32 protein-coding genes, 8 tRNA genes and 1 rRNA gene are annotated in these 23722 nt (G+C 47.9%); 36 read left to right on the forward strand and 5 right to left on the reverse strand.

From position 1 onward, the window contains the following. Positions 1–10 precede the first annotated feature (10 nt). From rrf to ACI3E1_RS03395, 10 genes are all read left to right on the forward strand, one after another. A 5S ribosomal RNA gene (gene rrf / locus ACI3E1_RS03350) occupies positions 11–127 on the forward strand. Between the two features lie 7 nt (positions 128–134). After that, a tRNA-Val gene (locus ACI3E1_RS03355) sits at positions 135–207 on the forward strand. Positions 208–218: 11 nt separating this feature from the next. Further along, positions 219–291: transfer RNA gene (locus ACI3E1_RS03360), tRNA-Lys, on the forward strand. Between the two features lie 13 nt (positions 292–304). Then, positions 305–386: transfer RNA gene (locus tag ACI3E1_RS03365), tRNA-Leu, on the forward strand. Positions 387–413: 27 nt separating this feature from the next. Then, positions 414–485: transfer RNA gene (locus ACI3E1_RS03370), tRNA-Gly, on the forward strand. A gap of 36 nt (positions 486–521) precedes the next feature. Beyond that, positions 522–593: transfer RNA gene (locus ACI3E1_RS03375), tRNA-Gly, on the forward strand. A 3-nt stretch (positions 594–596) separates the two neighbouring features. Continuing rightward, positions 597–682: transfer RNA gene (locus tag ACI3E1_RS03380), tRNA-Leu, on the forward strand. Between the two features lie 4 nt (positions 683–686). Further along, positions 687–760, forward strand: a tRNA-Arg gene (locus ACI3E1_RS03385). A 49-nt stretch (positions 761–809) separates the two neighbouring features. Further along, positions 810–883, forward strand: a tRNA-Pro gene (locus tag ACI3E1_RS03390). 75 nt (positions 884–958) lie between these two features. Then, positions 959–1741 (forward strand): hypothetical protein, encoded by a 783-nt coding sequence (locus ACI3E1_RS03395; protein ID WP_405024270.1) that lies wholly within the window; start codon positions 959–961, stop codon positions 1739–1741. A gap of 119 nt (positions 1742–1860) precedes the next feature. On the opposite strand, the gene ACI3E1_RS03400 is transcribed toward ACI3E1_RS03395, so the two are convergent. Both ACI3E1_RS03400 and ACI3E1_RS03405 read right to left on the reverse strand, forming a co-directional pair. Continuing rightward, complete coding sequence (locus ACI3E1_RS03400; RefSeq protein ID WP_405024271.1) at positions 1861–2712, reverse strand: Cof-type HAD-IIB family hydrolase; 852 nt, start codon at positions 2710–2712, stop codon at positions 1861–1863. A 3-nt stretch (positions 2713–2715) separates the two neighbouring features. Then, positions 2716–4068, reverse strand: a complete 1353-nt coding sequence (locus tag ACI3E1_RS03405; protein ID WP_405024272.1) for an HD domain-containing protein — start codon at positions 4066–4068, stop codon at positions 2716–2718. A gap of 120 nt (positions 4069–4188) precedes the next feature. On the opposite strand from ACI3E1_RS03405, the gene ACI3E1_RS03410 reads away from it, so the two are divergent. The 4 genes from ACI3E1_RS03410 to ACI3E1_RS03425 all read left to right on the forward strand — a co-directional run bounded on the left by ACI3E1_RS03410 (position 4189) and on the right by ACI3E1_RS03425 (position 7182). Then, entirely contained in the window at positions 4189–4623 is a 435-nt protein-coding gene (locus ACI3E1_RS03410) for a DUF1934 domain-containing protein (protein ID WP_405024273.1), read from the forward strand. Between the two features lie 44 nt (positions 4624–4667). After that, positions 4668–5180, forward strand: a complete 513-nt coding sequence (rpoE, locus tag ACI3E1_RS03415; protein WP_405024274.1) for a DNA-directed RNA polymerase subunit delta — start codon at positions 4668–4670, stop codon at positions 5178–5180. Between the two features lie 149 nt (positions 5181–5329). Further along, positions 5330–6928 carry a CTP synthase gene (locus tag ACI3E1_RS03420; protein WP_405024275.1) on the forward strand — a complete coding sequence of 533 codons (1599 nt, stop codon included), beginning with the start codon at positions 5330–5332 and terminating at the stop codon, positions 6926–6928. Between the two features lie 71 nt (positions 6929–6999). Continuing rightward, on the forward strand, positions 7000–7182 hold the full coding sequence (locus tag ACI3E1_RS03425; RefSeq protein ID WP_405024276.1) for an LBP_cg2779 family protein: 183 nt from the start codon (positions 7000–7002) through the stop codon (positions 7180–7182). A 160-nt stretch (positions 7183–7342) separates the two neighbouring features. Here ACI3E1_RS03425 and ACI3E1_RS03430 read toward each other — a convergent pair whose 3' ends face one another. The 3 genes from ACI3E1_RS03430 to ACI3E1_RS03440 all read right to left on the reverse strand — a co-directional run bounded on the left by ACI3E1_RS03430 (position 7343) and on the right by ACI3E1_RS03440 (position 9879). Then, positions 7343–8056 (reverse strand): LPXTG cell wall anchor domain-containing protein, encoded by a 714-nt coding sequence (locus ACI3E1_RS03430; protein ID WP_405024277.1) that lies wholly within the window; start codon positions 8054–8056, stop codon positions 7343–7345. A gap of 111 nt (positions 8057–8167) precedes the next feature. Next, positions 8168–8758 (reverse strand): sugar O-acetyltransferase, encoded by a 591-nt coding sequence (locus ACI3E1_RS03435; protein ID WP_405024278.1) that lies wholly within the window; start codon positions 8756–8758, stop codon positions 8168–8170. A gap of 431 nt (positions 8759–9189) precedes the next feature. Then, positions 9190–9879 (reverse strand): prepilin peptidase, encoded by a 690-nt coding sequence (locus ACI3E1_RS03440; RefSeq protein ID WP_405024279.1) that lies wholly within the window; start codon positions 9877–9879, stop codon positions 9190–9192. Positions 9880–10154: 275 nt separating this feature from the next. Between ACI3E1_RS03440 and rpsL the strand changes: the two genes are divergently transcribed. The 22 genes from rpsL to rpsH all read left to right on the forward strand — a co-directional run bounded on the left by rpsL (position 10155) and on the right by rpsH (position 23707). Then, positions 10155–10571 (forward strand): 30S ribosomal protein S12, encoded by a 417-nt coding sequence (gene rpsL, locus ACI3E1_RS03445; RefSeq protein ID WP_405024280.1) that lies wholly within the window; start codon positions 10155–10157, stop codon positions 10569–10571. A gap of 37 nt (positions 10572–10608) precedes the next feature. Then, positions 10609–11079: a 30S ribosomal protein S7 gene (rpsG, locus tag ACI3E1_RS03450; RefSeq protein WP_283582021.1), complete on the forward strand. Its 471-nt coding sequence runs from the start codon at positions 10609–10611 to the stop codon at positions 11077–11079. 96 nt (positions 11080–11175) lie between these two features. Beyond that, positions 11176–13269, forward strand: coding sequence for an elongation factor G (fusA, locus tag ACI3E1_RS03455; protein WP_405024281.1), 2094 nt, complete (start codon positions 11176–11178; stop codon positions 13267–13269). 217 nt (positions 13270–13486) lie between these two features. Continuing rightward, the gene (locus ACI3E1_RS03460) at positions 13487–14764 is read left to right on the forward strand and encodes a UDP-N-acetylglucosamine 1-carboxyvinyltransferase (protein WP_405024282.1); all 1278 of its coding nucleotides are present in this window, start codon (positions 13487–13489) and stop codon (positions 14762–14764) included. A gap of 2 nt (positions 14765–14766) precedes the next feature. Further along, positions 14767–16056, forward strand: coding sequence for a transcription termination factor Rho (gene rho, locus ACI3E1_RS03465; protein WP_405024283.1), 1290 nt, complete (start codon positions 14767–14769; stop codon positions 16054–16056). 93 nt (positions 16057–16149) lie between these two features. Further along, positions 16150–16398: a type B 50S ribosomal protein L31 gene (locus ACI3E1_RS03470; RefSeq protein ID WP_405024284.1), complete on the forward strand. Its 249-nt coding sequence runs from the start codon at positions 16150–16152 to the stop codon at positions 16396–16398. A gap of 311 nt (positions 16399–16709) precedes the next feature. Then, the gene (gene rpsJ / locus ACI3E1_RS03475; protein WP_405024285.1) at positions 16710–17018 is read left to right on the forward strand and encodes a 30S ribosomal protein S10; all 309 of its coding nucleotides are present in this window, start codon (positions 16710–16712) and stop codon (positions 17016–17018) included. Between the two features lie 31 nt (positions 17019–17049). Beyond that, positions 17050–17673: a 50S ribosomal protein L3 gene (rplC, locus tag ACI3E1_RS03480; RefSeq protein ID WP_283618285.1), complete on the forward strand. Its 624-nt coding sequence runs from the start codon at positions 17050–17052 to the stop codon at positions 17671–17673. A 23-nt stretch (positions 17674–17696) separates the two neighbouring features. Then, positions 17697–18320 (forward strand): 50S ribosomal protein L4, encoded by a 624-nt coding sequence (gene rplD / locus ACI3E1_RS03485; protein WP_405024286.1) that lies wholly within the window; start codon positions 17697–17699, stop codon positions 18318–18320. Next, positions 18320–18607 carry a 50S ribosomal protein L23 gene (gene rplW / locus ACI3E1_RS03490; protein WP_405024287.1) on the forward strand — a complete coding sequence of 96 codons (288 nt, stop codon included), beginning with the start codon at positions 18320–18322 and terminating at the stop codon, positions 18605–18607. The genes rplD and rplW overlap by 1 nt, the downstream gene beginning before the upstream one ends. 23 nt (positions 18608–18630) lie before the next feature. After that, positions 18631–19464: a 50S ribosomal protein L2 gene (rplB, locus tag ACI3E1_RS03495; RefSeq protein WP_405024288.1), complete on the forward strand. Its 834-nt coding sequence runs from the start codon at positions 18631–18633 to the stop codon at positions 19462–19464. Positions 19465–19499: 35 nt separating this feature from the next. Then, positions 19500–19781, forward strand: a complete 282-nt coding sequence (gene rpsS / locus ACI3E1_RS03500; protein ID WP_283582031.1) for a 30S ribosomal protein S19 — start codon at positions 19500–19502, stop codon at positions 19779–19781. 18 nt (positions 19782–19799) lie between these two features. Then, positions 19800–20147, forward strand: coding sequence for a 50S ribosomal protein L22 (gene rplV / locus ACI3E1_RS03505; RefSeq protein ID WP_283582032.1), 348 nt, complete (start codon positions 19800–19802; stop codon positions 20145–20147). Positions 20148–20159: 12 nt separating this feature from the next. After that, the gene (rpsC, locus tag ACI3E1_RS03510; RefSeq protein ID WP_283618283.1) at positions 20160–20807 is read left to right on the forward strand and encodes a 30S ribosomal protein S3; all 648 of its coding nucleotides are present in this window, start codon (positions 20160–20162) and stop codon (positions 20805–20807) included. Between the two features lie 15 nt (positions 20808–20822). Then, a complete protein-coding gene (gene rplP / locus ACI3E1_RS03515; protein ID WP_405024289.1) occupies positions 20823–21257 on the forward strand; it encodes a 50S ribosomal protein L16 in 435 nt (144 codons plus the stop codon). Beyond that, a complete protein-coding gene (rpmC, locus tag ACI3E1_RS03520) occupies positions 21247–21441 on the forward strand; it encodes a 50S ribosomal protein L29 (protein ID WP_283582035.1) in 195 nt (64 codons plus the stop codon). Before rplP ends, rpmC begins: the two co-directional genes overlap by 11 nt. Positions 21442–21467: 26 nt before the next feature. After that, positions 21468–21734 carry a 30S ribosomal protein S17 gene (gene rpsQ, locus ACI3E1_RS03525; protein ID WP_283582036.1) on the forward strand — a complete coding sequence of 89 codons (267 nt, stop codon included), beginning with the start codon at positions 21468–21470 and terminating at the stop codon, positions 21732–21734. Positions 21735–21790: 56 nt separating this feature from the next. Beyond that, positions 21791–22159, forward strand: coding sequence for a 50S ribosomal protein L14 (gene rplN, locus ACI3E1_RS03530; protein WP_283582037.1), 369 nt, complete (start codon positions 21791–21793; stop codon positions 22157–22159). A gap of 32 nt (positions 22160–22191) precedes the next feature. Beyond that, positions 22192–22500, forward strand: coding sequence for a 50S ribosomal protein L24 (rplX, locus tag ACI3E1_RS03535; protein ID WP_283582038.1), 309 nt, complete (start codon positions 22192–22194; stop codon positions 22498–22500). 28 nt (positions 22501–22528) lie between these two features. Continuing rightward, the gene (gene rplE, locus ACI3E1_RS03540; protein WP_283618281.1) at positions 22529–23071 is read left to right on the forward strand and encodes a 50S ribosomal protein L5; all 543 of its coding nucleotides are present in this window, start codon (positions 22529–22531) and stop codon (positions 23069–23071) included. Between the two features lie 15 nt (positions 23072–23086). After that, positions 23087–23272 carry a type Z 30S ribosomal protein S14 gene (locus tag ACI3E1_RS03545; RefSeq protein WP_283582040.1) on the forward strand — a complete coding sequence of 62 codons (186 nt, stop codon included), beginning with the start codon at positions 23087–23089 and terminating at the stop codon, positions 23270–23272. Between the two features lie 36 nt (positions 23273–23308). Next, entirely contained in the window at positions 23309–23707 is a 399-nt protein-coding gene (gene rpsH, locus ACI3E1_RS03550) for a 30S ribosomal protein S8 (RefSeq protein WP_405024290.1), read from the forward strand. Positions 23708–23722: the final 15 nt, after the last annotated feature.

The raw sequence follows: 23722 nt of genomic DNA on the forward strand, positions 1-23722 counted from the left end.
AAGGAAAGAGTGCGGTGATGATGGCCTGAAGGATACACCTGTTCCCATGCCGAACACAGTAGTTAAGCTTCAGCGCGCCGAGAGTAGTTGGGGGACCGCCCCCTGTGAGGGTAGGACGTCGCCGTGCTTTTAATGGAGGATTAGCTCAGCTGGGAGAGCATCTGCCCTACAAGCAGGAGGTCACAGGTTCGAGCCCTGTATCCTCCATTATATTTATTGAGTCGTTAGCTCAGTTGGTAGAGCATTGGACTTTTAATCCAAGGGTCGACAGTTCGAGCCTGTCACGACTCATTTGATAGCTTATGCGGGTGTGGCGGAATTGGCAGACGCGCTAGATTTAGGTTCTAGTGTCTTATGACGTGGGGGTTCAAATCCCTTCACCCGTATTTAAGGATAGTAATTACCCTGGTTATGCGGAAATAGTTCAGAGGTAGAACATCACCTTGCCATGGTGGGGGTCGCGGGTTCGAATCCCGTTTTCCGCTTCGGGCTTGTGCGAATAGCCCATAACTAGATAGTATGCGGAAATAGTTCAGAGGTAGAACATCACCTTGCCATGGTGGGGGTCGCGGGTTCGAATCCCGTTTTCCGCTTATGCCGGGGTGGCGGAATTGGCAGACGCACGGGACTTAAAATCCCGCGGTAAGTGATTACCGTACCGGTTCGATCCCGGTCCTCGGCACTATGCACCCATAGCGCAACTGGATAGAGTGTCTGACTACGAATCAGAAGGTTGTAGGTTCGACTCCTACTGGGTGCATTTCAGGATTGTGTAATCCTGACAGCCGTACTATAATTAAATCCGTTATCGGGAAATAGCTCAGTTTGGTAGAGCATCACGTTCGGGACGTGGGGGTCGCAGGTTCAAATCCTGTTTTCCCGATTAGTTGCTGGTGAAAGCCGGCTTTTATTTTAATTTCTTTTTAATTAAAACAATTTAGTGTAAGAGGGAGACATTATGATGAAGGGAAAATGGAAGATTGCGGGACTAATTGGGGGAATCTTACTTCTTAGCGGGCTGGGTTATGAAACTGTTCACGCCCAAACATTAACCGGTAAGCAAGCCCAACAGGAAATTGGTACGTTTATTAGTACGGCTCGTCAGGATAAGAGTGGGATTGTTGAGTTCCGGGCGGTCAATGCCCAGCAGAAAAAGGGCGGGTCAAAGGAAGGCTCGAAAGACCGCGGAACAATTAAGTATGCTGGTGATAATACCGAAAACATTCATGGGTACACCCAACAGGATGGAAAAGTGATGGAAGTGAACGTTTTTACTAATGGCCATGATGTGTTTGCACAGCGGCCAAACCAGCGCTTTGTTCCCAACAATGATGCCTTAGATGAGATTCACAAACTTTATGACAATTACAAGATCAATTCGCTGCAGTTGCAAATACTAGATGCACTTCAAAAGTACGCAACGGTTAAACGCCACGGGAATACCGAAACAATTACCGTGAAATTGACCAAGAAGAATAACGCCGGCGTTCAAAAAATCATGTGGGCTGGTATGGAGAAGGGTAAAACCAAACAGTTAATTATTAGGTATACGGTGGATGTTCATACTCACCAGCCATTAACGTGCTATTGGAAGACGCAAAACTACGAGACTAAGGGTGATATGGCTAATACGATGACCTGGACAACTGTTCGCGAGAAATTTAGTAACCAGAATAAGCAGGATAGTATCCCAATGCCAGCTGCGGATCAAATTGATAGTAGCGATCAAAGTAGTAATTAGGTAAAACGGTAAATTATAATTTTCTAAAAACACCGTAATGGAGGTGCGGCATCAATTTTGATGCGAAATCACTTTCCGTTATGGTGTTTTTGCGAGTTTAAGAAGAAAAAGGCACGCAGTTAACGGTCTTTACCAGAAGCAGAATGATCTGTTTTAGATGGAGTGAGGACGTATTTCTCGATTGCCCGGGCAACGCCGTCATGGTTGTTGTCAGTGGTTACTGCTTGAGCCGCTGCTTTTACTTGAGGATTAGCATTGCCCATCGCAACCCCTAATCCGGCCTGGGTAATCATTGGAAGGTCGTTATTTTCATCACCTAAGGTCATCACTTCATCGGCGGTAACGGCGAGATGGTCTGCCAGGGCGATGACAGCATTTCCCTTTGTTGCTTGTTTATTGAGGAGTTCGTAGAAAAAACGTTCGCTTCGAACGCAGTAAAAGTGTTTCGTAATGACGGTGGGAAGTTGTCGGATTGCTGCGTCAATTTTAGCGGGTTCATCCGCCATCATGTACTTAGCAATTTGAATATCAGCGGGAAGTTGGTTAAGGGGGATAACGTGCAGGTGCATTTTAGTGTGGTACGTGTCGAAAACCGTGTAGTAGCCGACATCGGGTTGGTGGACGTACACGTTTGAATCAAGGGTTACCATGTGCATGTTAATCCCTATTCGGGTGAAGTATGGTACAAGTTGCTGGTATTCGCTCAGTGGGATTGTGCTAGCAAAAAGCTGCTCGCCCGTTGCCCGTTGCACTTGCGCGCCGTTGAGGGTGATGACGTAGTCAGAAGCTGAGGTCAACCCGAGTTGTTCTAATAGGGGGGCCACCCCGGTGAGTGGTCGGCCCGTGCATAAAACAACGTGAACCCCCTGCTTCCTTGCAGCGTGAATTGCTGCAATGGTTCGAGCGGTAAGTTTTTTATCCGGCGTGAGTAGCGTGTTATCGATATCAGATGCAACTAGTTTAATTGTCATTAACTAGCCCTCCTGGGAAATGATTTGGTCGTTGTGGATGTGCCGGTTAAATTCAGCATAAACTGGCGCAAAGATTTCAGTTTGAGCGTTTTGAGCGAGCATTTCTTTGGGGAAGAAGAAGCGTTCGTCCCCCTGAACTTTTCCCGTAATGGCCGCTACGAGATTACTAATCTGAGAAAGCTCGATGTGGCTACCGTCTTTTTGGGTAAGTTCAATCTGTGTGCGGGGTTTCTTAGCGTGCGGATCGTACGCATCGTACGGCAGGTCATAGCTATCGTTGGTTGCCGTGTAGTAGGCAGCGTCAAACCCGGCAGCGGCTACAAGTTGCTGCAGCTTGGCTACCAGTTTCTTCGTTGCGGGGGTTACCTGGACCGACTTAAACGGGTGCCGGTCCAGGAATCGGGTAGCCAGGTCACTCAAAATTTTGTCCGGGTGGTTCCGCCACCGGGCAAAGCAGGTATTGAGCACGCCATCATCGAGCTGAAGGTAATCGTTCAGGGTAGCGTGGTGTTCAAAGAACGGGGCGAGAAAGTTAACCGTTAGTTCATCGGTGAGTTGTCCGTCTGTAAAGAGCCTTTGTGCCCGCATGAGAAGGTGGTCAAGGATAACTTCCATGGCGCGGGAAACGGGGTGAAAGTAAACTTGTTGGTACATCTGAAACCGGCTTACAATGTAATCTTCCACAGCGTGCATTCCTTGAATTTGAAAGCTGATGCCATTTTTATCAGGGCGCATCACCCGTAGAATCCGCGTAAGGTCAAACGTCCCGTAGTTTGCCCCCGTATAATACGAATCCCGGAGGAGGTAGTCCATCCGGTCCGCGTCAATTTGGCTAGAAATGATCTGCACCACCTGTTGGTTTGGATACTTTTTTGCAATGACACTAGCCACTTGCACGGGAAAATCCGGGCTTACCCGACGCAAAATCTGGTTGACCTCCGTTTGGGGGCTTGTAATGATTGCCCGGGTCATGGCTTCGTGGTCAGTATGAAAAATGTGTTCAAAGGTGTGTGAGTAGGCGCCGTGGCCCACGTCATGCAGGAGGGCGGCACACAACGTTACTAAGCGTTCGTGGTCATCCCATCCTGCCGCGCCTACCGTTTGCTGGGGGTATTTTCGGGCAAAGAGGTCACAAATTTGCCGGGCAATCTCGTAGACCCCAACTGAATGGGTGAACCGGGTATGTTCAGCACCGTGGAAGGTAAGACTGGTGGTTCCCAGTTGTTTGATTCGACGGAGCCGCTGAAATTCTCGGGTATTAATCAGGTCAAGAATAACCCGGTGTTGAATATAAATGTAATTATGAATCGGGTCACGGAGGACCTTTTCAACGGGAAGTAATTCGGCGATGATCACCGCACTCCTTTCTATAAACAGAATTCGCCTTCATTATATCATTCCGTTTCCGGGAGTTGGTTGCTTCTGGGGAAACGGGTATAATAGCAGGTAACGAATTAAAACGAGGGAGTGAGGGCGATGGCAGAACGCGGAATCCCGGTCAATATTCACATTGAAACCCGGCATTGGCAGGACGGGAACCGGGATGATCTAACCCAAGACGTTGCCGGTCACTACGTTCAGATGGGTGATACCTTTTATCTGCGGTATGATGAGCAGCTTGAAGACCAGTTGCCGGCAGTGGTGACGATGCGCATTAAGGCGGACGGGACGGTTCGGCTGAGTCGCAACCACGAGGAACTACAGATGAAGCTATTCTTTGCGGCTAACCAACGGGTGGAAGCTACGTACCGGACCCCTTATGGGTTGATCCCGATTGATACCGAGACAACGAACCTCAACGTGGCGGTTAACCAGGCACCCTTGATGGGGACGGTTGCAATTGATTACCGGTTGTATACGGACGGCCAATCGTTGGGAAAATACCAGATTAGATTGCATTTCAATGCCTAACATTGTAAGATATGGAGTAGACTGCAGAAAGGACGTGTACCAGAGTGGAGTTAAAAAAATTCGCAGGCGCTGACAAGAGCGAATTGTCACTGATTGAAGTGGCACACGAAATTTTAAAAGAAAACGGTGAGCCGATGGCGTTCGCGGACTTGACGAACGCCATGCAGGATTATCTGGGAAAAAGCGATCAGGAAATCCGGAATCGTCTGCCGCAGTTTTATGCGGATCTAAACGTTGATGGGGGGTTCATTTCCCTTGGTGAAAACATGTGGGGGCTCCGGGCGTGGTACCCGTACGATTCAATTGATGAGGCCCTAGTGCACGGTGAGGATGAGGATGCATCAGCTAAGAAGCGGCCACGGGTTAATGCGCTCGCTAATACCACGGATGAAGATGACGACGTGGTTGCCTTTAATAGTTCCGCTGATTTAAACAAGGCGTTTGCTACTAACGTTACGGATTATGATGAGGACGACGAGGAGAATCAAACTGTTGATGATGGTTTGGAAGACGGGATTGAAGGACAGTTGTCAGCGATTAACCCGGAAGATGAATAATTACTTGACGCGTTTGATCAATTTATGTAGAATGATTTTCGGGCTCTCCGTGGGAATCCACGGTGTTAATTGAACGGGATGCTCCCTATTCACTAGTGAATAGGGAGTTTGTTTATTTATTTCCCCAAATAAGACGAAGGAGCGGAAGAATGACTAAATATATTTTTGTTACTGGTGGCGTGGTCTCTTCTCTGGGAAAGGGGATTGTGGCAGCTTCCTTAGGACGACTGCTTAAGAACCGCGGATTAAAGATTACGGTGCAGAAGTTTGATCCGTATGTCAACGTTGATCCCGGAACGATGAGCCCGTACCAGCACGGGGAAGTTTTTGTAACGGACGACGGAACGGAAACGGACCTGGATCTTGGCCACTACGAACGGTTTATTGACGTTCGGTTAAACAAGTACTCCAACGTCACGACGGGGAAAATTTACTCGGAAGTATTGGATAAGGAACGTCGCGGGGGATATTTAGGTGCAACCGTCCAGGTAATCCCGCATATCACGGACATGATTAAGGAAAAGATTATGCGGGCCGCAAAGGTGACGGACGCTGACGTTGTTATTACTGAAATCGGGGGGACAGTTGGTGACATTGAATCCCTGCCATTCCTGGAAGCTCTTCGGCAAATGAAGTCGGAGGTGGGAGCGGATAACGTTGTGTACATCCACACGACGCTAATTCCGTACCTCCGGGCGGCTGGAGAAATGAAGACTAAGCCAACGCAGCACAGCGTTAAGGAACTTCGGGGATTGGGGATTCAGCCAAACGTTCTTGTTGTTCGGACGGAAAAACCAATTTCTCAATCAATGCGGAATAAGATTTCAAACTTCTGTGACGTGGAACCAGAGGCGGTCATTGAGTCAATGGACGTGGATACGCTCTACCAGATTCCGTTGAATTTGCAGGCGCAAAACCTTGACCAAATCGTGTGCGATAAGCTGGGATTGGATGTTCCGGCTGCTGATATGACTGAATGGCAAGAGCTGTGTGACCGCGTGCGGCATCTTCAAGGAAACGTGAAGATCGCTCTGGTTGGAAAGTACGTTGAGTTGCAGGATGCTTACATTTCCGTTAATGAAGCACTTCGGCATGCAGGATACGCCATTAACCGGAAGGTAACCATTGATTACATCAACGCTGAAGAGATTACGGCGGAAAACGTTGCGTCCCGGTTAAAGAACTATGATGGAGTGATCGTTCCGGGCGGATACGGGGATCGCGGCCTTGAAGGGATGATACAAGCTATCCGGTACGTTCGGGAAAATGATATTCCATACCTCGGGGTTTGTCTGGGAATGCAGATGGCTAGCATTGAGTTTGCCCGTGACGTGTGTGGCATTGAGGACGCACATACGGCGGAGGTTTACCCAGATTGCAAGAATAAGATTATCGACTTGATGGCAGACCAAAACGGCGTTGAGGATAAGGGGGGTACCCAGCGGTTGGGAGCATACCCGTGTAAGCTTAAGCCGGGAACTGTGGCAGCAGCGGCCTACAATAACGAAGAGGTTATTCAAGAGCGGCACCGGCATCGTTACGAGTTTAACAACAAATACCGGGAGATCATGCAGGATCACGGCTTGGTCTTTTCAGGAACGTCTCCAGACAACCGACTGGTTGAGGTAATTGAAATTCCAAGCAAGCGGTTTTTCGTTGCTTCCCAGTATCACCCTGAATTTCTGTCACGGCCGCAACGGCCAGAGGGACTGTTCGCGGCCTTTGTTAAGGCAGCTGCCGGCGAATAGGTAATTTAATATTCAACGGTAAAAAAATATGCTATGCTGGTAGCAGATATTATGTGGCAGGAGGCAACCAGATGGATATGAACAAATTGGCAAGGGCCATTATTGAGTACGAAGATCAGCATCACTGGACGGATGCCGACTTCTCGCTGGCAAGCCACCTTCCGGTTGAGAAGGTGCACTCCTTGAAGATGGGACGGGGAGAACCAACGCCAGATGAGGTTAAGAACGTTCAAGCGGTCCTTCGCAAGAAGTAAAAAGAACCATGCCTTGTGGGCATGGTTCTTTTTAATTGCTTAAAGCACCACAAAATTCTTTAATTATATCAACTGGGTTTGGCGGGGGATCTTGTTGACATAAATTAAAGCGGGGTGAACCTATGTTCTTCCCGCTTATTTTATATGTTTTATCAATAGATTAGCTGTGCCACCGGTTATTAAGGAGCGCACCAGCGCCAATTAAACTAAGCAATCCCGGAATAATCAGCCACGGAACAATTTGATTACCAGTTGCTGGTAAGTGGTGCTTGTTTTCTTGCATTTTTTTAGATGAAGAAGAGGTGGATGTAACTTTAACACTTGACAGGTGATCACCCTTATCATGGTGTTTTCCCTTGGTAGTTGTTAATCCGGAAATGTCAACGGCATTGTTTGCAACCTGCGATGCACTTGAGATGGTTGTAAAATCAAAACTTGGGGTTGCTGCAGATGAAATGTATTGGATGGAGGAAGCGCTCGTTGGCGTCGATGATGATGTCGACATTGTGGTGTCGCTGTCCGCTGAAGCAGCTACGCTCGATGACGTCCCCTGTTCTGTGTTAATTTCATTTACTTCCGTTGACGGATTGCTTTTTGAATCGAGGCTCGGCGTGGTCGGCTCGTATAGGGTTACCGGAACACTCGGAGTGGTTACGTTATCTAAAACGTTTGATAATTTAAAAGTGTCGCCAAAGCTGTCGGAGAGCGGAATATTTGATGACCGCTCAAGTCGTGGCTGTGTAACTGGTGATATTGATACTGCCCGGGTAGAAGCGGGCATATTGTTGGATGTTGCTAAAACTGTTCCGCCGCTAATCATCGTTACAAGAACGGTAAAACCTACTAGCGTTTGATGCCAAATTTGTGTCTGCATAGCTGTTCTCCTTTATCATAACCTAAGGTTTCATTGTACCGGATAAACTTAAATTTAACAAACCTGGTAAGTTGCTAGTTAAATTAATTATTGGATCTATTAGCTATAATCCTATTGTTTTTGGAATTGCCACGGCTCTTCGTGGGTTTTCCGAATAACGCGGGCAGGATTGCCGGCAACAACAGTATGGGCAGCAACATTGTGTGTCACGACGCTGCCGGCACCAATGACAGCGCAATCGCCAATTGTAACCCCGCCGAGAATTGTTGCGCTTCCCCCGATCCAAACGCCGTTCCCGATCGTCACTGGTTTTGCTCGTAGGATTTCACGGTTGTGTTCCGCGGGGTTTTCGGAATGATTAATTGTGTAAATTCCTACCTTAGGACCAATTTCCACGTTGTTTCCAATCGTAATTTGACCACCATCCATAAAGACGGCGTCATGATTGACAAAAAGGTGGTTCCCAACAGAGATATTACAACCTACCTCACACATAAATGATGGCTCGATATGAAGATTATCGCCGGCGTGAGCGAAGAGGTGGATTAATAATTCAAAGTGATATGTATCATGAAGAATAACTTCCCGGTTGAACTGGCGGCATACACGGTATGCATGGTTTCGCGCAGCAATGATCGCGGGGTCATTATCATTATAAGGTTGTCCGTGGGTCATTAATTGACGTACGCGTTGAAGATCCAATTTTATCCCTCCATTGTACTGAACAAAACCGACGCTATCACACTTTTTATTAAATGAAAAGTGCGGTGTTTGGAAAATGTGATTCTTTGACAGATAAAAGGCTTAGGACTGCGTGTTTTGTAAATATTACGAAATTGTGACGTTGATCTAAGAACCGTAAAATAAAAGTTTAGGAAGACGCTGAATTTGGCAAACGATAAGTTTTCCGCGTAAGCTAAACACCAAACAAGAGGATACCTTACAGTATGCTAACCGGTTGTTAGATACTGGTGATCAGTAGGTTAATGGATTGCGGGGAAGGGGGCGTTTGATAATTGCAGGAATCCTTAGCTTTTTAGGAATTAAGTCGCATAAACGAACCGATGGAAAAAAACGGTAAACGAGAATAACTGGGACTTAAATCCTCAGGGCAGAATTACCCCTAGAGGTTTTTATTTTAAAAGGCAGAATCCAATTCCTAACGCACACACTAAAAACGGAATGAAGGGAACAGGTTGGGTTGTGTGCTTGTCGATAATGTAAAAAAGTGTGATAAAAGCGGCAATTAATACGACTTCCCATGTGAAATAGATGCCATACCGAAGCGCCCAAAGACTGATGAGAATAAGATCTGCACTTCCAAGTTGTTTTTTTAAAACGAGGATACCTAGTCCGCCAAGTGACAGGAGAAGAAGGATCCACGTGTGGTAAAGATTAATCCAACATTGGTGAAGATTAAAACAGGTAAGGATGAGGGCGCCTCCCCAAAGCGCGTAGGGGTGGACGGTCCGAGTTGCGTGATCCTCCAGCGTAAGGATGGTTAGCCACGTAATAAGGATGATGAATTCGGTGGGAGGAAATTTAAGCCATAAGGTTCCTCCTAGGGCCAACAGGGCGCAAAAAAGCTCGCTTACGGGAAACCGCCAACTTAAAGGGTGGTGGCACCAATGACAGTGCCCGTGTTGAAGAAAAAAGCCTAAAATAGGTAGTAATTGCCACCAACTTAGGGGGTGATGACACTGATCACACCTAGAGCGGTCCCATAATGATTGGTTAGTAACGTACCGGTCAGCAACACAAACGGCAAACGATCCACCTATCATGGCGCCCCCTAAAATAAGGGTTAAACGAAGTATCCACATATAGTTAACCTAGCCTCCTTCTAATTATAAATAGCAGGTAATCAGGTGAACTTAGCAGAATAATTAATTTGAACGGGGAATTGACACCCTTTCGGTTTGCATGGTATTCTAGTCGAGGTGCTGATGTGAACAGTTCTCCCGTTCTGACGGGATCATGCTGACTGGGAGCAGGTTAGCATACATTGCTCGCACACCGTTGTTTTTTAACCCTCAAAAAGAAACTCCTGGATGTGTGTGCTTGATTTTGATTAATAACAGGAAGGAGGAAGCTTTAGATGCCTACAATTAACCAATTAGTTCGGAAAGGGCGTAAGTCTAAAGGTTCAAAGTCAAAGTCCCCGGCATTAAACTACGGGTACAACAGTTACAAGAAGGTTCAGGTTGCTAACCCATCTCCACAGAAGCGGGGAGTTGCAACGCGTGTTGGTACAATGACTCCGAAGAAGCCTAACTCAGCTTTACGGAAGTACGCACGTGTGCGGCTGTCAAACCTGATGGAAGTGACTGCCTACATTCCAGGAATCGGCCACAACCTTCAGGAACACAGTGTTGTGTTAGTTCGTGGTGGTCGTGTAAAGGACCTTCCTGGGGTTCGTTACCACATCGTTCGTGGAGCGCTTGATACTGCTGGTGTTGAGGACCGGCGTCAGGGTCGTTCCAAGTACGGTACGAAGAAGCCTAAGAAGAAGTAAGGCGAGAACGGATTTAGAACTCGAGGAGGTTTTTTAAATGCCAAGAAAAGGTGGCGTACAGAAGCGTGAAGTGCTGCCAGATCCAATTTACAACTCTAAGTTGGTTACGCGGTTAATCAACCGGTTGATGTTGGACGGGAAGCGTGGTAAGGCTTCAAAGATTTTATACGAAGCATTTGACATGATTAAGGAACAGACCGGTAATGATCCGATCGAAGTATTCGAAGAGGCCATGAAGAACGTCATGCCTGTTCTTGAAGTTAAGGCCCGGCGGATTGGTGGGTCAAACTACCAGGTTCCGATCGAAGTGCGGCCAGAACGACGGACAACGTTGGGCTTACGGTGGATTGTAAGCTATGCCCGGCTGCGTGGTGAACACACAATGTCAGAGCGGCTGGCTAAGGAAATCATCGATGCATCTAACAACACCGGTGCTTCCGTTAAGAAGCGTGAAGATACGCACCGGATGGCTGAAGCTAACCGGGCGTTCGCACACTACCGCTGGTAATTATTCAAGTGGCTATTATGGCTGTGACTATAATGGCCATTTTTTTGAAACTAAGCAAACGCAACGCACACATTTTGTGGAAGGAGAAGATTCTCAATGGCTAACAAACGTGAATTCCCATTGGAAAAGACGCGGAACATCGGGATTGTTGCCCACATTGATGCTGGGAAGACGACGACGACCGAACGGATTCTGTATTACACGGGAAAAATTCATAAAATCGGTGAAACACATGATGGTGCTTCCCAAATGGACTGGATGGAGCAGGAACAGGAACGGGGGATTACGATTACGTCTGCCGCAACGACTGCTCAGTGGAAGGATCACCGAATTAACATCATTGACACGCCAGGGCACGTGGATTTTACGGCCGAAGTTGAACGGTCACTCCGGGTTCTTGACGGTGCGATTGTTGTTCTTGATGGTCAGTCTGGGGTAGAACCACAGACTGAAAATGTATGGCGGCAGGCAACGGAATACGGGGTTCCGCGGATTGTGTTCGTTAATAAGATGGATAAGATTGGGGCGAACTTCGACTACTCCGTTGATACCATTCGGGACCGGTTACAGGCTAACCCGGTTCCGGTTCAAATGCCAATCGGGGCTGAAGATAACTTCAAGGGAGTTATCGATCTAATCGAAATGAAGGCTGACCTTTACGATGAAGACGAACTTGGGTCAGAATGGGATGTTGTTGATATTCCGGATGACTACAAAGAAGAGGCGCAGGCTAAGCGGGACGCCATGATTGAAGCCGTTGCTGACGTTGACGATGACATCATGGAGAAGTATCTCGAAGGGGACGAAATTAGTTCAGAGGAGCTGAAGAAGGCGATCCGGAAGGCAACGTTAAACCTCGACCTTTACCCGGTCTTTGCTGGTTCTGCTTTTAAGAACAAGGGTGTTCAGATGATGCTTGATGGGGTGAACGACTACCTGCCATCACCATTGGACGTTAAGCCATACACTGCGACGGACCCAGAGACGGAAGAAGAAGTTGACTTGATTGCTGATGATACTAAGCCATTCGCTGGGTTAGCTTTCAAGATTGCGACGGACCCATTTGTTGGGCGGTTGACATACCTGCGGGTTTACACCGGAACGCTGGAGTCAGGTTCGTACGTGCTGAACGCAACTAAAAACAAGCGTGAACGGGTCGGGCGGCTTCTCCAAATGCACTCTAACCAGCGGAAGGAAATCCCAGAAGTATTCTCCGGGGACATTGCCGCTGCTATTGGGTTGAAGAACACAACTACTGGGGACTCCCTGACTGATCCGGATCACCCGTTATTACTTGAATCAATGGAATTCCCGGACCCAGTTATTCAGGTTTCCGTTGAGCCAAGTTCAAAGGCTGACCAGGATAAGATGGACATTGCCCTTCAAAAGTTGGCCGAAGAAGATCCAACCTTCAAGGCTGAAACAAACCCTGAAACGGGTGAAACGCTGATTGCCGGAATGGGTGAATTGCACCTAGACATCATCGTTGACCGGATGAAGCGTGAATTCCACGTGGAAGCTAAGATCGGTGAACCACAGGTTGCTTACCGTGAAACCTTTACTAAGCAGGTTTCTGCTCAGGGTAAGTTTGTTCGGCAATCTGGTGGTAAAGGACAGTACGGGGATGTTTGGATTGAATTCACCCCGAACGAGGAAGGCAAGGGCTTTGAGTTTGAGGACGCCATTGTCGGTGGGGTTGTTCCGCGCGAATACATTCCATCAGTTGAACAGGGGTTAAAGGAAGCCATGGCCAATGGTGTATTGGCTGGGTACCCGCTGATCGACGTTAAGGCTAAGCTTTATGATGGTAGTTACCACGAAGTCGACTCGAGTGAAGCGGCCTTCAAGGTGGCTGCATCCCTGGCATTGAAGAATGCTGCTAAGGATGCTGGCGCCGTAATCCTTGAACCAATCATGAAGGTTGATATCGTTACGCCAGAAGATAACCTTGGGGACGTCATGGGTCACGTTACTGCTCGGCGTGGTCGGGTTGACGGAATGGAAGCTCGGGGGAACGCGCAGTTAGTTCACGCCTACGTTCCGTTGGCTGAGATGTTTGGGTACGCCACAACGTTGCGGTCTGCTACTCAGGGACGGGGAACGTTTACGATGTCTATGGATCACTACGAGGCTGTACCGAAGTCCATTCAAGAAGAAATTATTAAGAAGAACGGTGGCAACGCTGGTTAATTAGTGCGCTCCGTTTGCAAAAACCGGTTGGTTTTTACCAGCCGGTTTTTTGTGTCCCCTAATTGGATAAAAAATAGAGTAATACGCTTTTAGCGATTCTTTAAAAGGCTAGTGATTGTGCTTGCGTCGGGTAAGGCTGTTCGCTAGAATTATAAGAGGTACACGGGTTCAAGTTTTGAACTATTGTGAATGATACGATAGATGGAGATAACGTGGAATGAAGAAGATGATTGTCAGGGGCGGCCAGCGGTTATCCGGTGAGGTAACGATTGGTGGGGCCAAAAATAGTACCGTTGCGTTGATTCCGGCGACGGTATTAGCGGAAACGCCCGTTAAGTTTGATAGCGTTCCGGATATTCTGGACGTGCATAACCTAATGCTAATTTTAAAATCAATGAACGTTAAATCGCGGTTTAACCACGGTGAATTATTGATTGATCCCACGACGATTGTTCAGGCGCCACTTCCGGGGGATGTGATTCGAAGTCTTCGGGCGTCCTACTACTTTATGGGGGCACTTCTTGGCCGGTTTGGGCAGGCTACGGTTAGTTTCCCTGGAGGCGATAACATTGGTCCTCGCCCAATTGATCAGCATATTAAGGGGTTCCGTGCTTTGGGGGCGACGGTTGTTGAGCAGGGTGATACCGTCCGTATTACGACCGGACCGGAAGGACTGCACGGGGCCCATATTTTCTTCGATTTGGTATCCGTGGGAGCCACGATTAACGTGCTTTTAGCAGCTGTTAAAGCACACGGAACGACCATCATCGAAAACGCCGCCAAGGAGCCGGAAATTATTGATTTAGCAACCTTTTTAAATAACATGGGTGCCCGAATTCGGGGAGCCGGAACGGGGGTCATTCGGATTGAAGGGGTGGCTCATTTGCGGGCCCAAAATACCCACACGATTATTCCGGATCGGATCGAAGCGGGGACTTACCTTGCCTTTGCAGCGGCTAACGGTGACGGGGTGCTGGTTCGTAACGTAATTAAGGAACACCTTGATCCGTTTATCGCTAAAATGACTGAAATGGGTGTTCACCTTGAGATTGATGATGATAAGATTTACGTTCCGGGAAACGACCGGCTTCGCCCAATTACCGTAACAACGGCTCCATTCCCTGGCTTTGCGACTGATCTTCAGCAGCCCATTACGCCGTTATTAATGTGTGCGCAGGGGACGTCGACGGTGATTGACACGCTTTACCCTAAGCGGATTCAGCACGTTAAGTACATGCAGATGTTGGGCGGAAAGATTACGGCCCATGATGGGGTTATTCGAATTGACCATTCAACAGAGCTTCACGGGACAACGATTATGGCTAATGATATTCGGGCCGGGGTAGCCTTGTTAGGAGCGGCGTTGATGGCGGACGGGACAACCGTAATTGAGCACGCCGATAATATTCTTCGCGGGTATGATCGGATTATCGCGAAGTTCCGCGGATTACACGTTAACATTGAGGTGGTTAACAATACGACCGGGGAGGAGTAGTTGTGGAAAAAAGTCCAAAAAAAAGCGGGGTAACGTTACGCGAACTGGAGAAAAAAACGCTCCGGGAACTGTATGAGGATGCTAAACGGTATGAAATCCCGTATTACAGTAAAATGAATAAAAAGGAACTGGCATTAGCGGTTGTCCGGGCGGCAGCGCAAGAAGCCGGTTATTACTATATGCAAGGAATCCTCGATATTATTCCAAGCGAAGGGTATGGTTTTTTACGGCCGTTGAACTATGGCCCGTCCCAGGAGGATATTTATGTGTCCATTTCTCAAATTCGCCGGTTTGGTCTCCGGAACGGGGATGAGGTTGCTGGGGTTGTCCGTCCTCCCCGCCATAATGATAAATACCACGGATTAATGCGGGTGGATACGGTAAACGGGAAGGACCCGGAGCAAGCTAAGGATCGTCCTCATTTCCCGGGATTAACCCCCGTTTATCCGACCCAACAAATGAAGCTTGCAACCGGAAAAGGTCCGCTAGCCCCCCGGCTGGTGGATCTTTTTGCACCGGTTGGTTTTGGACAACGGGGGTTGATTGTTGCTCCGCCTAAGGCCGGAAAGACTAGCCTTTTAAAACGGATGGCTAAGGGGATTACTGCTAACTACCCGGATGCCCACGTAATTATTTTGTTGATTGATGAACGGCCTGAGGAAGTGACGGACCTTGAGCGCAGCGTGAAAGGTGAGGTCGTTTATTCAACGTTTGATCAGCGGCCGGAGAATCACGTGCGGGTGGCCGAATTGGTCCTTGAACGCGCAATGCGGCTGGTGGAGGATAAACAGAACGTTGTGATTTTACTGGATTCCCTTACTCGCCTCGCCCGGGCGTATAATTTGGTCGTTCCGCCGAGTGGCCGGACACTTTCCGGGGGATTGGATCCTACGGCGCTCTTTAAGCCTAAGCGGTTCTTTGGGGCCGCCCGGAATATCGAGGATGGTGGCAGCCTGACAATTCTTGCCACGGCGTTGGTTGATACTGGTAGCCGGATGGACGATGTTATTTTTGAAGAATTTAAGGGGACTGGTAACCAGGAGCTGCAACTTTCACGGGAATTAGCGGAACGGCGAATTTTTCCGGCGGTGGATATTAAGCGCTCAGGAACGCGGAAAGAGGAGTTGCTTTTAGATAAGCCAACCCTCGATGCGGCATGGAGGGTTCGAAAGATGATTGGTAATAACCCTATTCAAGACACCAGCCGGGTACTAAAAATGATGCGCCAAACGAAGGATAACGCTGATTTTTGTTGCCAAATCGAAAAGGTTGACTTTCCGGGGAAAAGGTAATTGCGGTTAACTAGTATTCATGGTATGATGACTGGCGTACTATTAATTTAACTCTGGCTCAGCAAATGACCCAGGGCAAAGGAGCGAAACACAATGAAGCAGGGGATTCATCCAGATTACCATCAGGTAGTGTTCATGGACTCATCAACGGGCTACAAGTTCTTGTCAGGCTCAACGGCAACATCAGACGAAACCGTAGAGTGGGAAGACGGCAACACGTACCCATTGATTCGGGTTGAAATTTCATGTGATTCACACCCATTCTTTACCGGGAAGCAGAAGTCGGCTAAGGCTGATGGTGCGGTTGACCGGTTCAATAAAAGGTATGGGTTTACCAAGTAACCATCAGAGTGGTTATTACGGGGCGACGGTAAGACCGTGGCCCCGTTTTTTGTGAATAATGGGGCACTCTCCTGGTTGAATAATAAAAAAAGAACGTAGGAAAGAAGATGAATCCGCATAAAACCAATGATTACCCCTTGTATTTGAGGACTAAAAGTAATATGATATTAAACGTGCTTGTCAGGGGGCAAGTATGCACATTTGAGCGATGATGTGAAAGGTTGCGACACGCCCGGATGCTTTGCCATGAGCGTGACGGTAATTTTCACGGAGCAAGTCTTATTTTTAAAATAGACGAAGGAGGGAACTAAATGGCTAAGCAAAAGATTCGGATCCGGCTTAAGGCTTACGAGCACCGGATTCTCGACCAATCAGCGGACAAGATTGTTGAAACCGCTAAGCGGACAGGGGCAATGATCTCAGGCCCAATCCCGTTGCCGACGGAGCGGACACTGTACACGGTTATCCGTTCACCGCACAAGTACAAGGATTCACGGGAACAGTTCGAAATTCGGACGCACAAGCGGTTAATCGATATCGTGAACCCAACACCTAAGACGGTTGATTCATTAATGAAACTTGATTTACCGTCCGGGGTTGACATTGAAATCAAGTTATAATTAAGCATTACAAAAAATTGGAGGTGTACTCATGGCCACAAAAGGAATCTTAGGAAAGAAAGTCGGAATGACGCAGGTCTTCACCGAAAAAGGTGAGCTGGTTCCGGTTACCGTTGTTGCCGTTAACCCAAACGTTGTTATGCAGGTTAAGACAATGGAAAACGATGGTTACGAAGCAATCCAGCTTGGGTTTGACGACCAGAAGGCTGTTCGTGCCACAAAGCCGGCTGAAGGTCATGCAGCAAAAGCTAAAACTGCTCCTAAGCGCTTCGTTCGTGAAATCAGGGATGTTGAGCTGGGAGATTACAACGTTGGTGACGAATTAAACGCTGACGTATTCGAAGCAGGCGACATCGTTGATGTAACGGGTACGTCCAAGGGTAAAGGCTTCCAGGGTAACATTAAGCGTTGGAACCAACACCGTGGACCAATGGCCCACGGGTCACGTTACCACCGGCGTCCAGGTTCAATGGGGGTTATCATCAACCGGGTATTTAAGGGTAAGATGCTCCCAGGACGGATGGGTGGTAAGCAGGTTACGATCCAACACCTTGAAATCGTTAAGGCTGATACAGAAAACGGCGTACTGTTAATTAAGGGTAACGTTCCTGGCGCAAATAAGTCATACGTTATCGTTAAGAGTACGGTTAAATAAACTAAGGAAGGGAGGATCAGTCAATGCCTAAAGTTGCATTATTTAAACAGGATGGTAGCAAGAATGGTGAAGTTGAATTAAACGACAGCATTTTTGGTATCGAACCAAACGACAACGTAATCTTTGACGCGGTAATCATGCAGCAGGCTTCCCGCCGGCAGGGAACACACGCGGTTAAGAACCGGCGTGCCGTTTCAGGTGGGGGTAAGAAGCCGTGGCGGCAAAAGGGTACCGGTCGTGCCCGGCAAGGTTCCATCCGTGCTCCACAGTGGGTTGGTGGTGGAACGGTTTTCGGCCCACAACCACGGTCATACAGCTACAAATTACCACGGAAGGTGCGGCGCTTAGCAATCAAGTCAGTGCTGTCACAGAAGGTCGTTGACAACAGTCTTGTTGTTGTTGACGCGCTTCAGTTCGACGCACCAAAGACGAAGGAATTTGCACAGGTGCTGGCTAACCTAGATGTGAAGACAAAGGTTTTAGTAGTTCTTGAAAATGATAATGAGAAAGCTGCTTTAGCTGCACGGAACCTTGCAAACGTTACGGTGATTCCGGCTAAAGGTCTGAACGTCTTAGACGTGGCTAAGAATGACAAGATGGTCATTACCAAAGAAGCTCTTTCTCAAGTAGAGGAGGTTCTTGCATAATGGATGTACGCGATGTAATTTTACGCCCGGTTGTTACGGAAGCCTCCATGGCTGAAATGGACAACAAGCGTTACCAGTTTGACGTTGATGTTCGCGCCACGAAGACCCAGGTGAAGAACGCTGTTGAAGAAGTGTTCAACGTTAAGGTCGCTAAGGTCAACATCATGAACATTAAGGGTAAAAAGAAGCGGATGGGCCGTTACGAAGGCTACACAAAGAAGCGTCGTAAGGCAATCGTTACTTTAACTGCCGATTCAGACGAAATTAAGTTATTCGCCGAAGAATAATTCTAGAGTAGGAGGGAAACAAAGTGGGAATCAAAAAATACAAACCAACCACTAACGGTCGTCGTAACATGACCAGTTCCGACTTTGCTGAAATCACAAAGACGAAGCCAGAAAAGTCACTGCTTGTATCACAAAGCAAGACTGCTGGCCGGAACTCATACGGTCACATTACCGTGCGGCACCGGGGCGGTGGCCACAAGCGCCAGTACCGTCTGGTTGACTTTAAGCGGACTAAGGATAACGTTCCTGCAACGGTTAAGGCAATCGAATATGATCCAAACCGGTCAGCCAACATTGCTTTGATTGTTTACGAGGACGGAACAAAGTCATACATCCTGGCGCCAAAGGGCTTAAAAGTGGGCATGAAGGTTGAATCAGGTGCGGATGCCGATATTAAAGTCGGAAACACGTTACCGTTAACTAACATCCCAGTCGGAACCGTTATTCACAACATTGAGTTAAAGCCAGGTAAGGGGGGCCAGTTAGTTCGGTCAGCCGGCGCTTCAGCTCAGTTGCTTGGTAAGGAAGGCAAATATGCCATTGTACGGTTAACATCTGGTGAAACCCGGATGATTCTCTTAACGTGTCGGGCAACGATCGGAACGGTCGGTAACGAAGAACACTCGCTGATTAATATTGGTAAGGCCGGCCGGAACCGTTGGGCAGGAAAGCGGCCAACGGTTCGTGGTTCTGTTATGAACCCGAACGACCACCCGCATGGTGGTGGTGAAGGGAAAGCCCCAATTGGACGTCCAAGTCCGTTATCACCATGGGGTAAGAAGACAATTGGTAAGAAGACCCGTTCAACGAAGGCGCGGTCGAACAAGTTTATTATTCGTGGCCGGAAGCGGCGTTAATTAACGGCTAGCGGTCAAGCGAAAGGAGGAAAAACATGAGTCGGAGTTTAAAAAAGGGCCCATTTGCTGATGCGCACTTATTAAAGAAGATTGAGGCGCAGGCGGATCAGGAAAAGAAGTCTGTTATTAAGACTTGGTCACGGCGGTCAACGATTTTCCCAAGTTTCATTGGTTATACGATTGCCGTTTATGATGGTCGGAAGCACGTTCCGGTTTACATTCAAGAAGACATGGTTGGTCATAAGCTCGGTGAGTTTGTTCCAACACGGACGTTCCACGGGCACAGTGGTGACGACAAGGCAACGGGCGTTAAGTAATCGAGGGAGGATTAGGACATGGCTGAAGAAATTACATCAGCAAAGGCAACTGCTCGGATGGTTCGAATTCCGGCACGGAAGGCGCGTCTGGTCCTCGATTTGATTCGCGGCAAGAGCGTTGCTGAAGCACTTGGAATTTTAAAGTTCACACCAACAGCTGGTGCTGAAATCGTTGAAAAGGTTTTGAATTCCGCAATTGCAAATGCGGAAAACAACTTTGATCTGGATGCTGAGGATTTATACGTTAGTGAGACGTTTGCTAACGAAGGGCCGACACTCAAGCGGTTCCGTCCTCGTGCTAAGGGTTCCGCTTCACCAATTAACAAGCGGACAAGCCACATCACAGTTGTTGTATCTGTTAAATAAGGAGGGATAAGCGTGGGTCAAAAAGTAAATCCAACGGGATTACGTGTCGGCATCATCCGTGACTGGGATGCAAAGTGGTACGCTGAGAAAGATTACGCTGCCAACTTACACGAAGATTTACGTATCCGGAAGTTCATTCTGAATAAGTTAGCCAACGCTTCAATCTCACAGATTGAGATTGAACGGGCTGCTAAGCGCGTTAACATTTCAATCCACACCGCTAAGCCAGGAATGGTCATTGGTAAGGGCGGTTCCGAAGTTGAAAAGCTCCGGAAAGAATTAAACAACCTAACCGGCAAGCGCGTTCATATCAATATTGTTGAAATCAAGAAGCCTGACTTAGACGCTAAGTTGGTTGGCGAAGATATTGCTCAACAGCTTGAGAACCGGATTGCTTTCCGGCGGGCAATGAAGCAAGCTATTCAACGGACAATGCGGGCTGGTGCTAAGGGAATCAAGGTTCAGGTTGCTGGGCGGCTAAACGGGGCAGATATGTCTCGGATCGAACACTTCTCAGATGGAACGGTTCCACTGCACACATTGCGGGCTGACATTGACTACGCCTGGGTTGAAGCACACACGACATACGGTAAGTTAGGTGTTAAGGTTTGGATTTATCGTGGTGAAATCCTACCTGCTAAGAAATCAGATCGTAAGTAAGGAGGGGAATAATCAATGTTAGTACCAAAGCGGACAAAGCATCGGCGTGAGTTCCGTGGTCACATGCGTGGCGAAGCCAAGGGTGGCAAAACCGTTACGTTTGGTGACTTCGGGTTAAAAGCGCTCGATTCACATTGGATTACCAACCGGCAGATTGAAGCTGCCCGTGTTGCCATGACGCGTTACATGAAGCGTGGTGGGAAGGTTTGGATTAAGATTTTCCCTCACAAGTCATACACGGCTAAGGCTATTGGTGTCCGGATGGGTTCCGGGAAAGGAACGCCAGAAGGATGGGTTGCACCGGTTAAGCGCGGTAAGGTAATGTTTGAAGTTGGCGGGGTTCCTGAAGAGGTCGCCCGTGAAGCATTACGGTTAGCATCGCACAAGCTCCCGGTTAAGACGAAGATCGTAGCACGTGAGGAAGTAGGTGGCGAATCTAATGAAGGCTAAGGAAATTAAAGAATTAACCACTGATGAAATGCTTGAAAAGGAAAAGCAGTACAAAGAAGAGCTCTTCAACCTTCGTTTCCAGCTGGCAACGGGTCAGTTAGAGAACACCGCCCGGCTTAAGGAAGTTCGGAAGACGATTGCTCGGATTAAGACGGCACTCCGTCAACAAGAATTAAACAACTAAGAATACGAAAAGGAGGTTAACCACGCATGAGCGAAGAACGTAACCAGCGTAAGGTATACAAGGGCCGCGTTGTTTCAGACAAGATGGATAAGACGATTACCGTTGTTGTTGAGACGTACAAGAACCACAAGACGTACGGTAAGCGGGTTAAGTACTCAAAGAAGTTCATGGCCCACGATGAAAACAACGAAGCTAAGATTGGCGACATTGTCACCATCATGGAAACACGGCCGCTCTCAGCTAAGAAGCGGTTCCGCTTAGTTGAAATTAACGAAAAGGCTGTTATTATTTAGCAGTTTAATTACTTTGATTCGTATTCTGACCTAATAGCGAAAGGAGGACACATACTGTGATCCAACAAGAAAGTCGTTTGAAAGTCGCTGATAACTCTGGGGCGCGCGAACTCTTAGTAATTAAGATCCTTGGTGGTTCCCGCGTTAAGACCGCTAACATCGGCGATATTATTGTTGCTACTGTTAAGCAAGCAACACCAGGTGGCGTTGTCAAAAAGGGTGACGTTGTCAAGGCAGTTGTTGTTCGGACGAAATCTGGTGCGCACCGGGCAGATGGCTCATACATTAAGTTTGATGAGAACGCTGCTGTCATCATCGGTGATGATAAGTCACCTAAGGGCACGCGGATCTTCGGGCCAGTTGCCCGTGAACTCCGTGACGGGGACTTCATGAAGATCGTCTCCTTAGCACCGGAAGTATTGTAATATGACCGACTGGCAAGGAGGTGCGAATAAGAATGTTCGTTAAGAAGAATGATAAGGTTAAGGTTATTGCTGGAAAGGACAAGGGCACGGAAGGTGTTGTTGAACAGGTAATTCCAGCTGCTAACCGGGTGGTTGTTAAAGGTGTCAACATCGTTAAGAAGCACCAGAAGCCAAGTAATGCCAACCCAAACGGTGGGATTATTGAAGTCGAGGCTCCCATTGATGCATCAAACGTAATGCTCATCGACCCGAAGGACGGCAAGCCAACCCGCGTCGGGTATAAGGTTGTCGATGGCAAGAAGGTCCGGGTTTCAAAAAAATCCGGCGAGACGTTAGACTAGTTTGACAGGAAAGGAGGACATCGTCTTCATGGCAAATCGTTTAAAGGAAAAGTATGAAAAAGAGATCGTGCCGTCAATGATGGAAAAGTTCAACTACACTTCGATCATGCAGGCACCTAAGGTTGATAAAATCGTGATCAACATGGGGGTTGGTGATGCTGTAAGCAACGCCAAGAACCTGGACGAAGCGGTTGATGAATTAACCCTGATTGCTGGGCAGAAGCCAGTGATTACGCGTGCTAAGAAGTCCATTGCCGGATTCCGGCTGCGTGAAGGGATGCCGATTGGTTGCAAGGTAACCCTGCGTGGCCAGCGGATGTACGAATTCTTAGACAAGTTGGTTTCGGTTTCACTTCCGCGTGTGCGGGATTTCCATGGTGTTAGCAAGCGGGCCTTTGACGGCCGGGGAAACTACACCCTAGGGATTCGGGAACAGCTGATCTTCCCAGAAATTGATTTTGATAAGGTTAACAAGGTTCGTGGGATGGACATTGTTATTGTTACGACGGCCAACACCGACGAAGAATCAAAGGAACTGTTAACCCAGCTCGGAATGCCATTCGCTAAATAAGAGGAGGTTTAAACATTGGCTAAAAAGTCACAAATTGCTAAGAACAAGCGGCCAGCAAAGTTCTCGACGCAGGAATACACCCGTTGCCAACGTTGTGGCCGGCCACATTCTGTTTACCGGAAGTTTAAGTTATGCCGTGTTTGCCTGCGCGAACTTGCTCATAAGGGACAAATTCCTGGCATGAAGAAGGCTAGCTGGTAATTCAGCGACTACAAGGACGAAGGAGGCAAAAATAACATGGCTATGAGTGATCCAATTGCAGATTTCTTAACCCGGATTCGGAACGCTAACATGGCGCACCACGAATCAGTTGAAATTCCTGCATCAAAAATCAAGCATGCCATCGCTGATATCCTGAAGGATGAAGGATTTATCCGCGATGTTGAATACATTGATGATGACAAGCAGGGTATCATCCGTGTATTCCTGAAGTATGGTAAGAACAAGGAACGCGTTATTTCTGGTATTAAGCGAATTTCAAAGCCAGGATTACGGTCATACGTTAAGGCTGACGCTGTGCCGAAGGTGTTAAACGGGTTAGGGATTGCCATCCTGTCAACCTCAGAAGGGGTTATGACTGATAAGGAAGCCCGGGCAAAGAACATCGGTGGCGAAGTATTGGCCTACGTTTGGTAAGATCTAACAACGACA

This window comes from Ligilactobacillus sp. LYQ139 (genome assembly GCF_045033025.1).
Taxonomy (GTDB): Bacteria; Bacillota; Bacilli; order Lactobacillales; family Lactobacillaceae; genus Ligilactobacillus.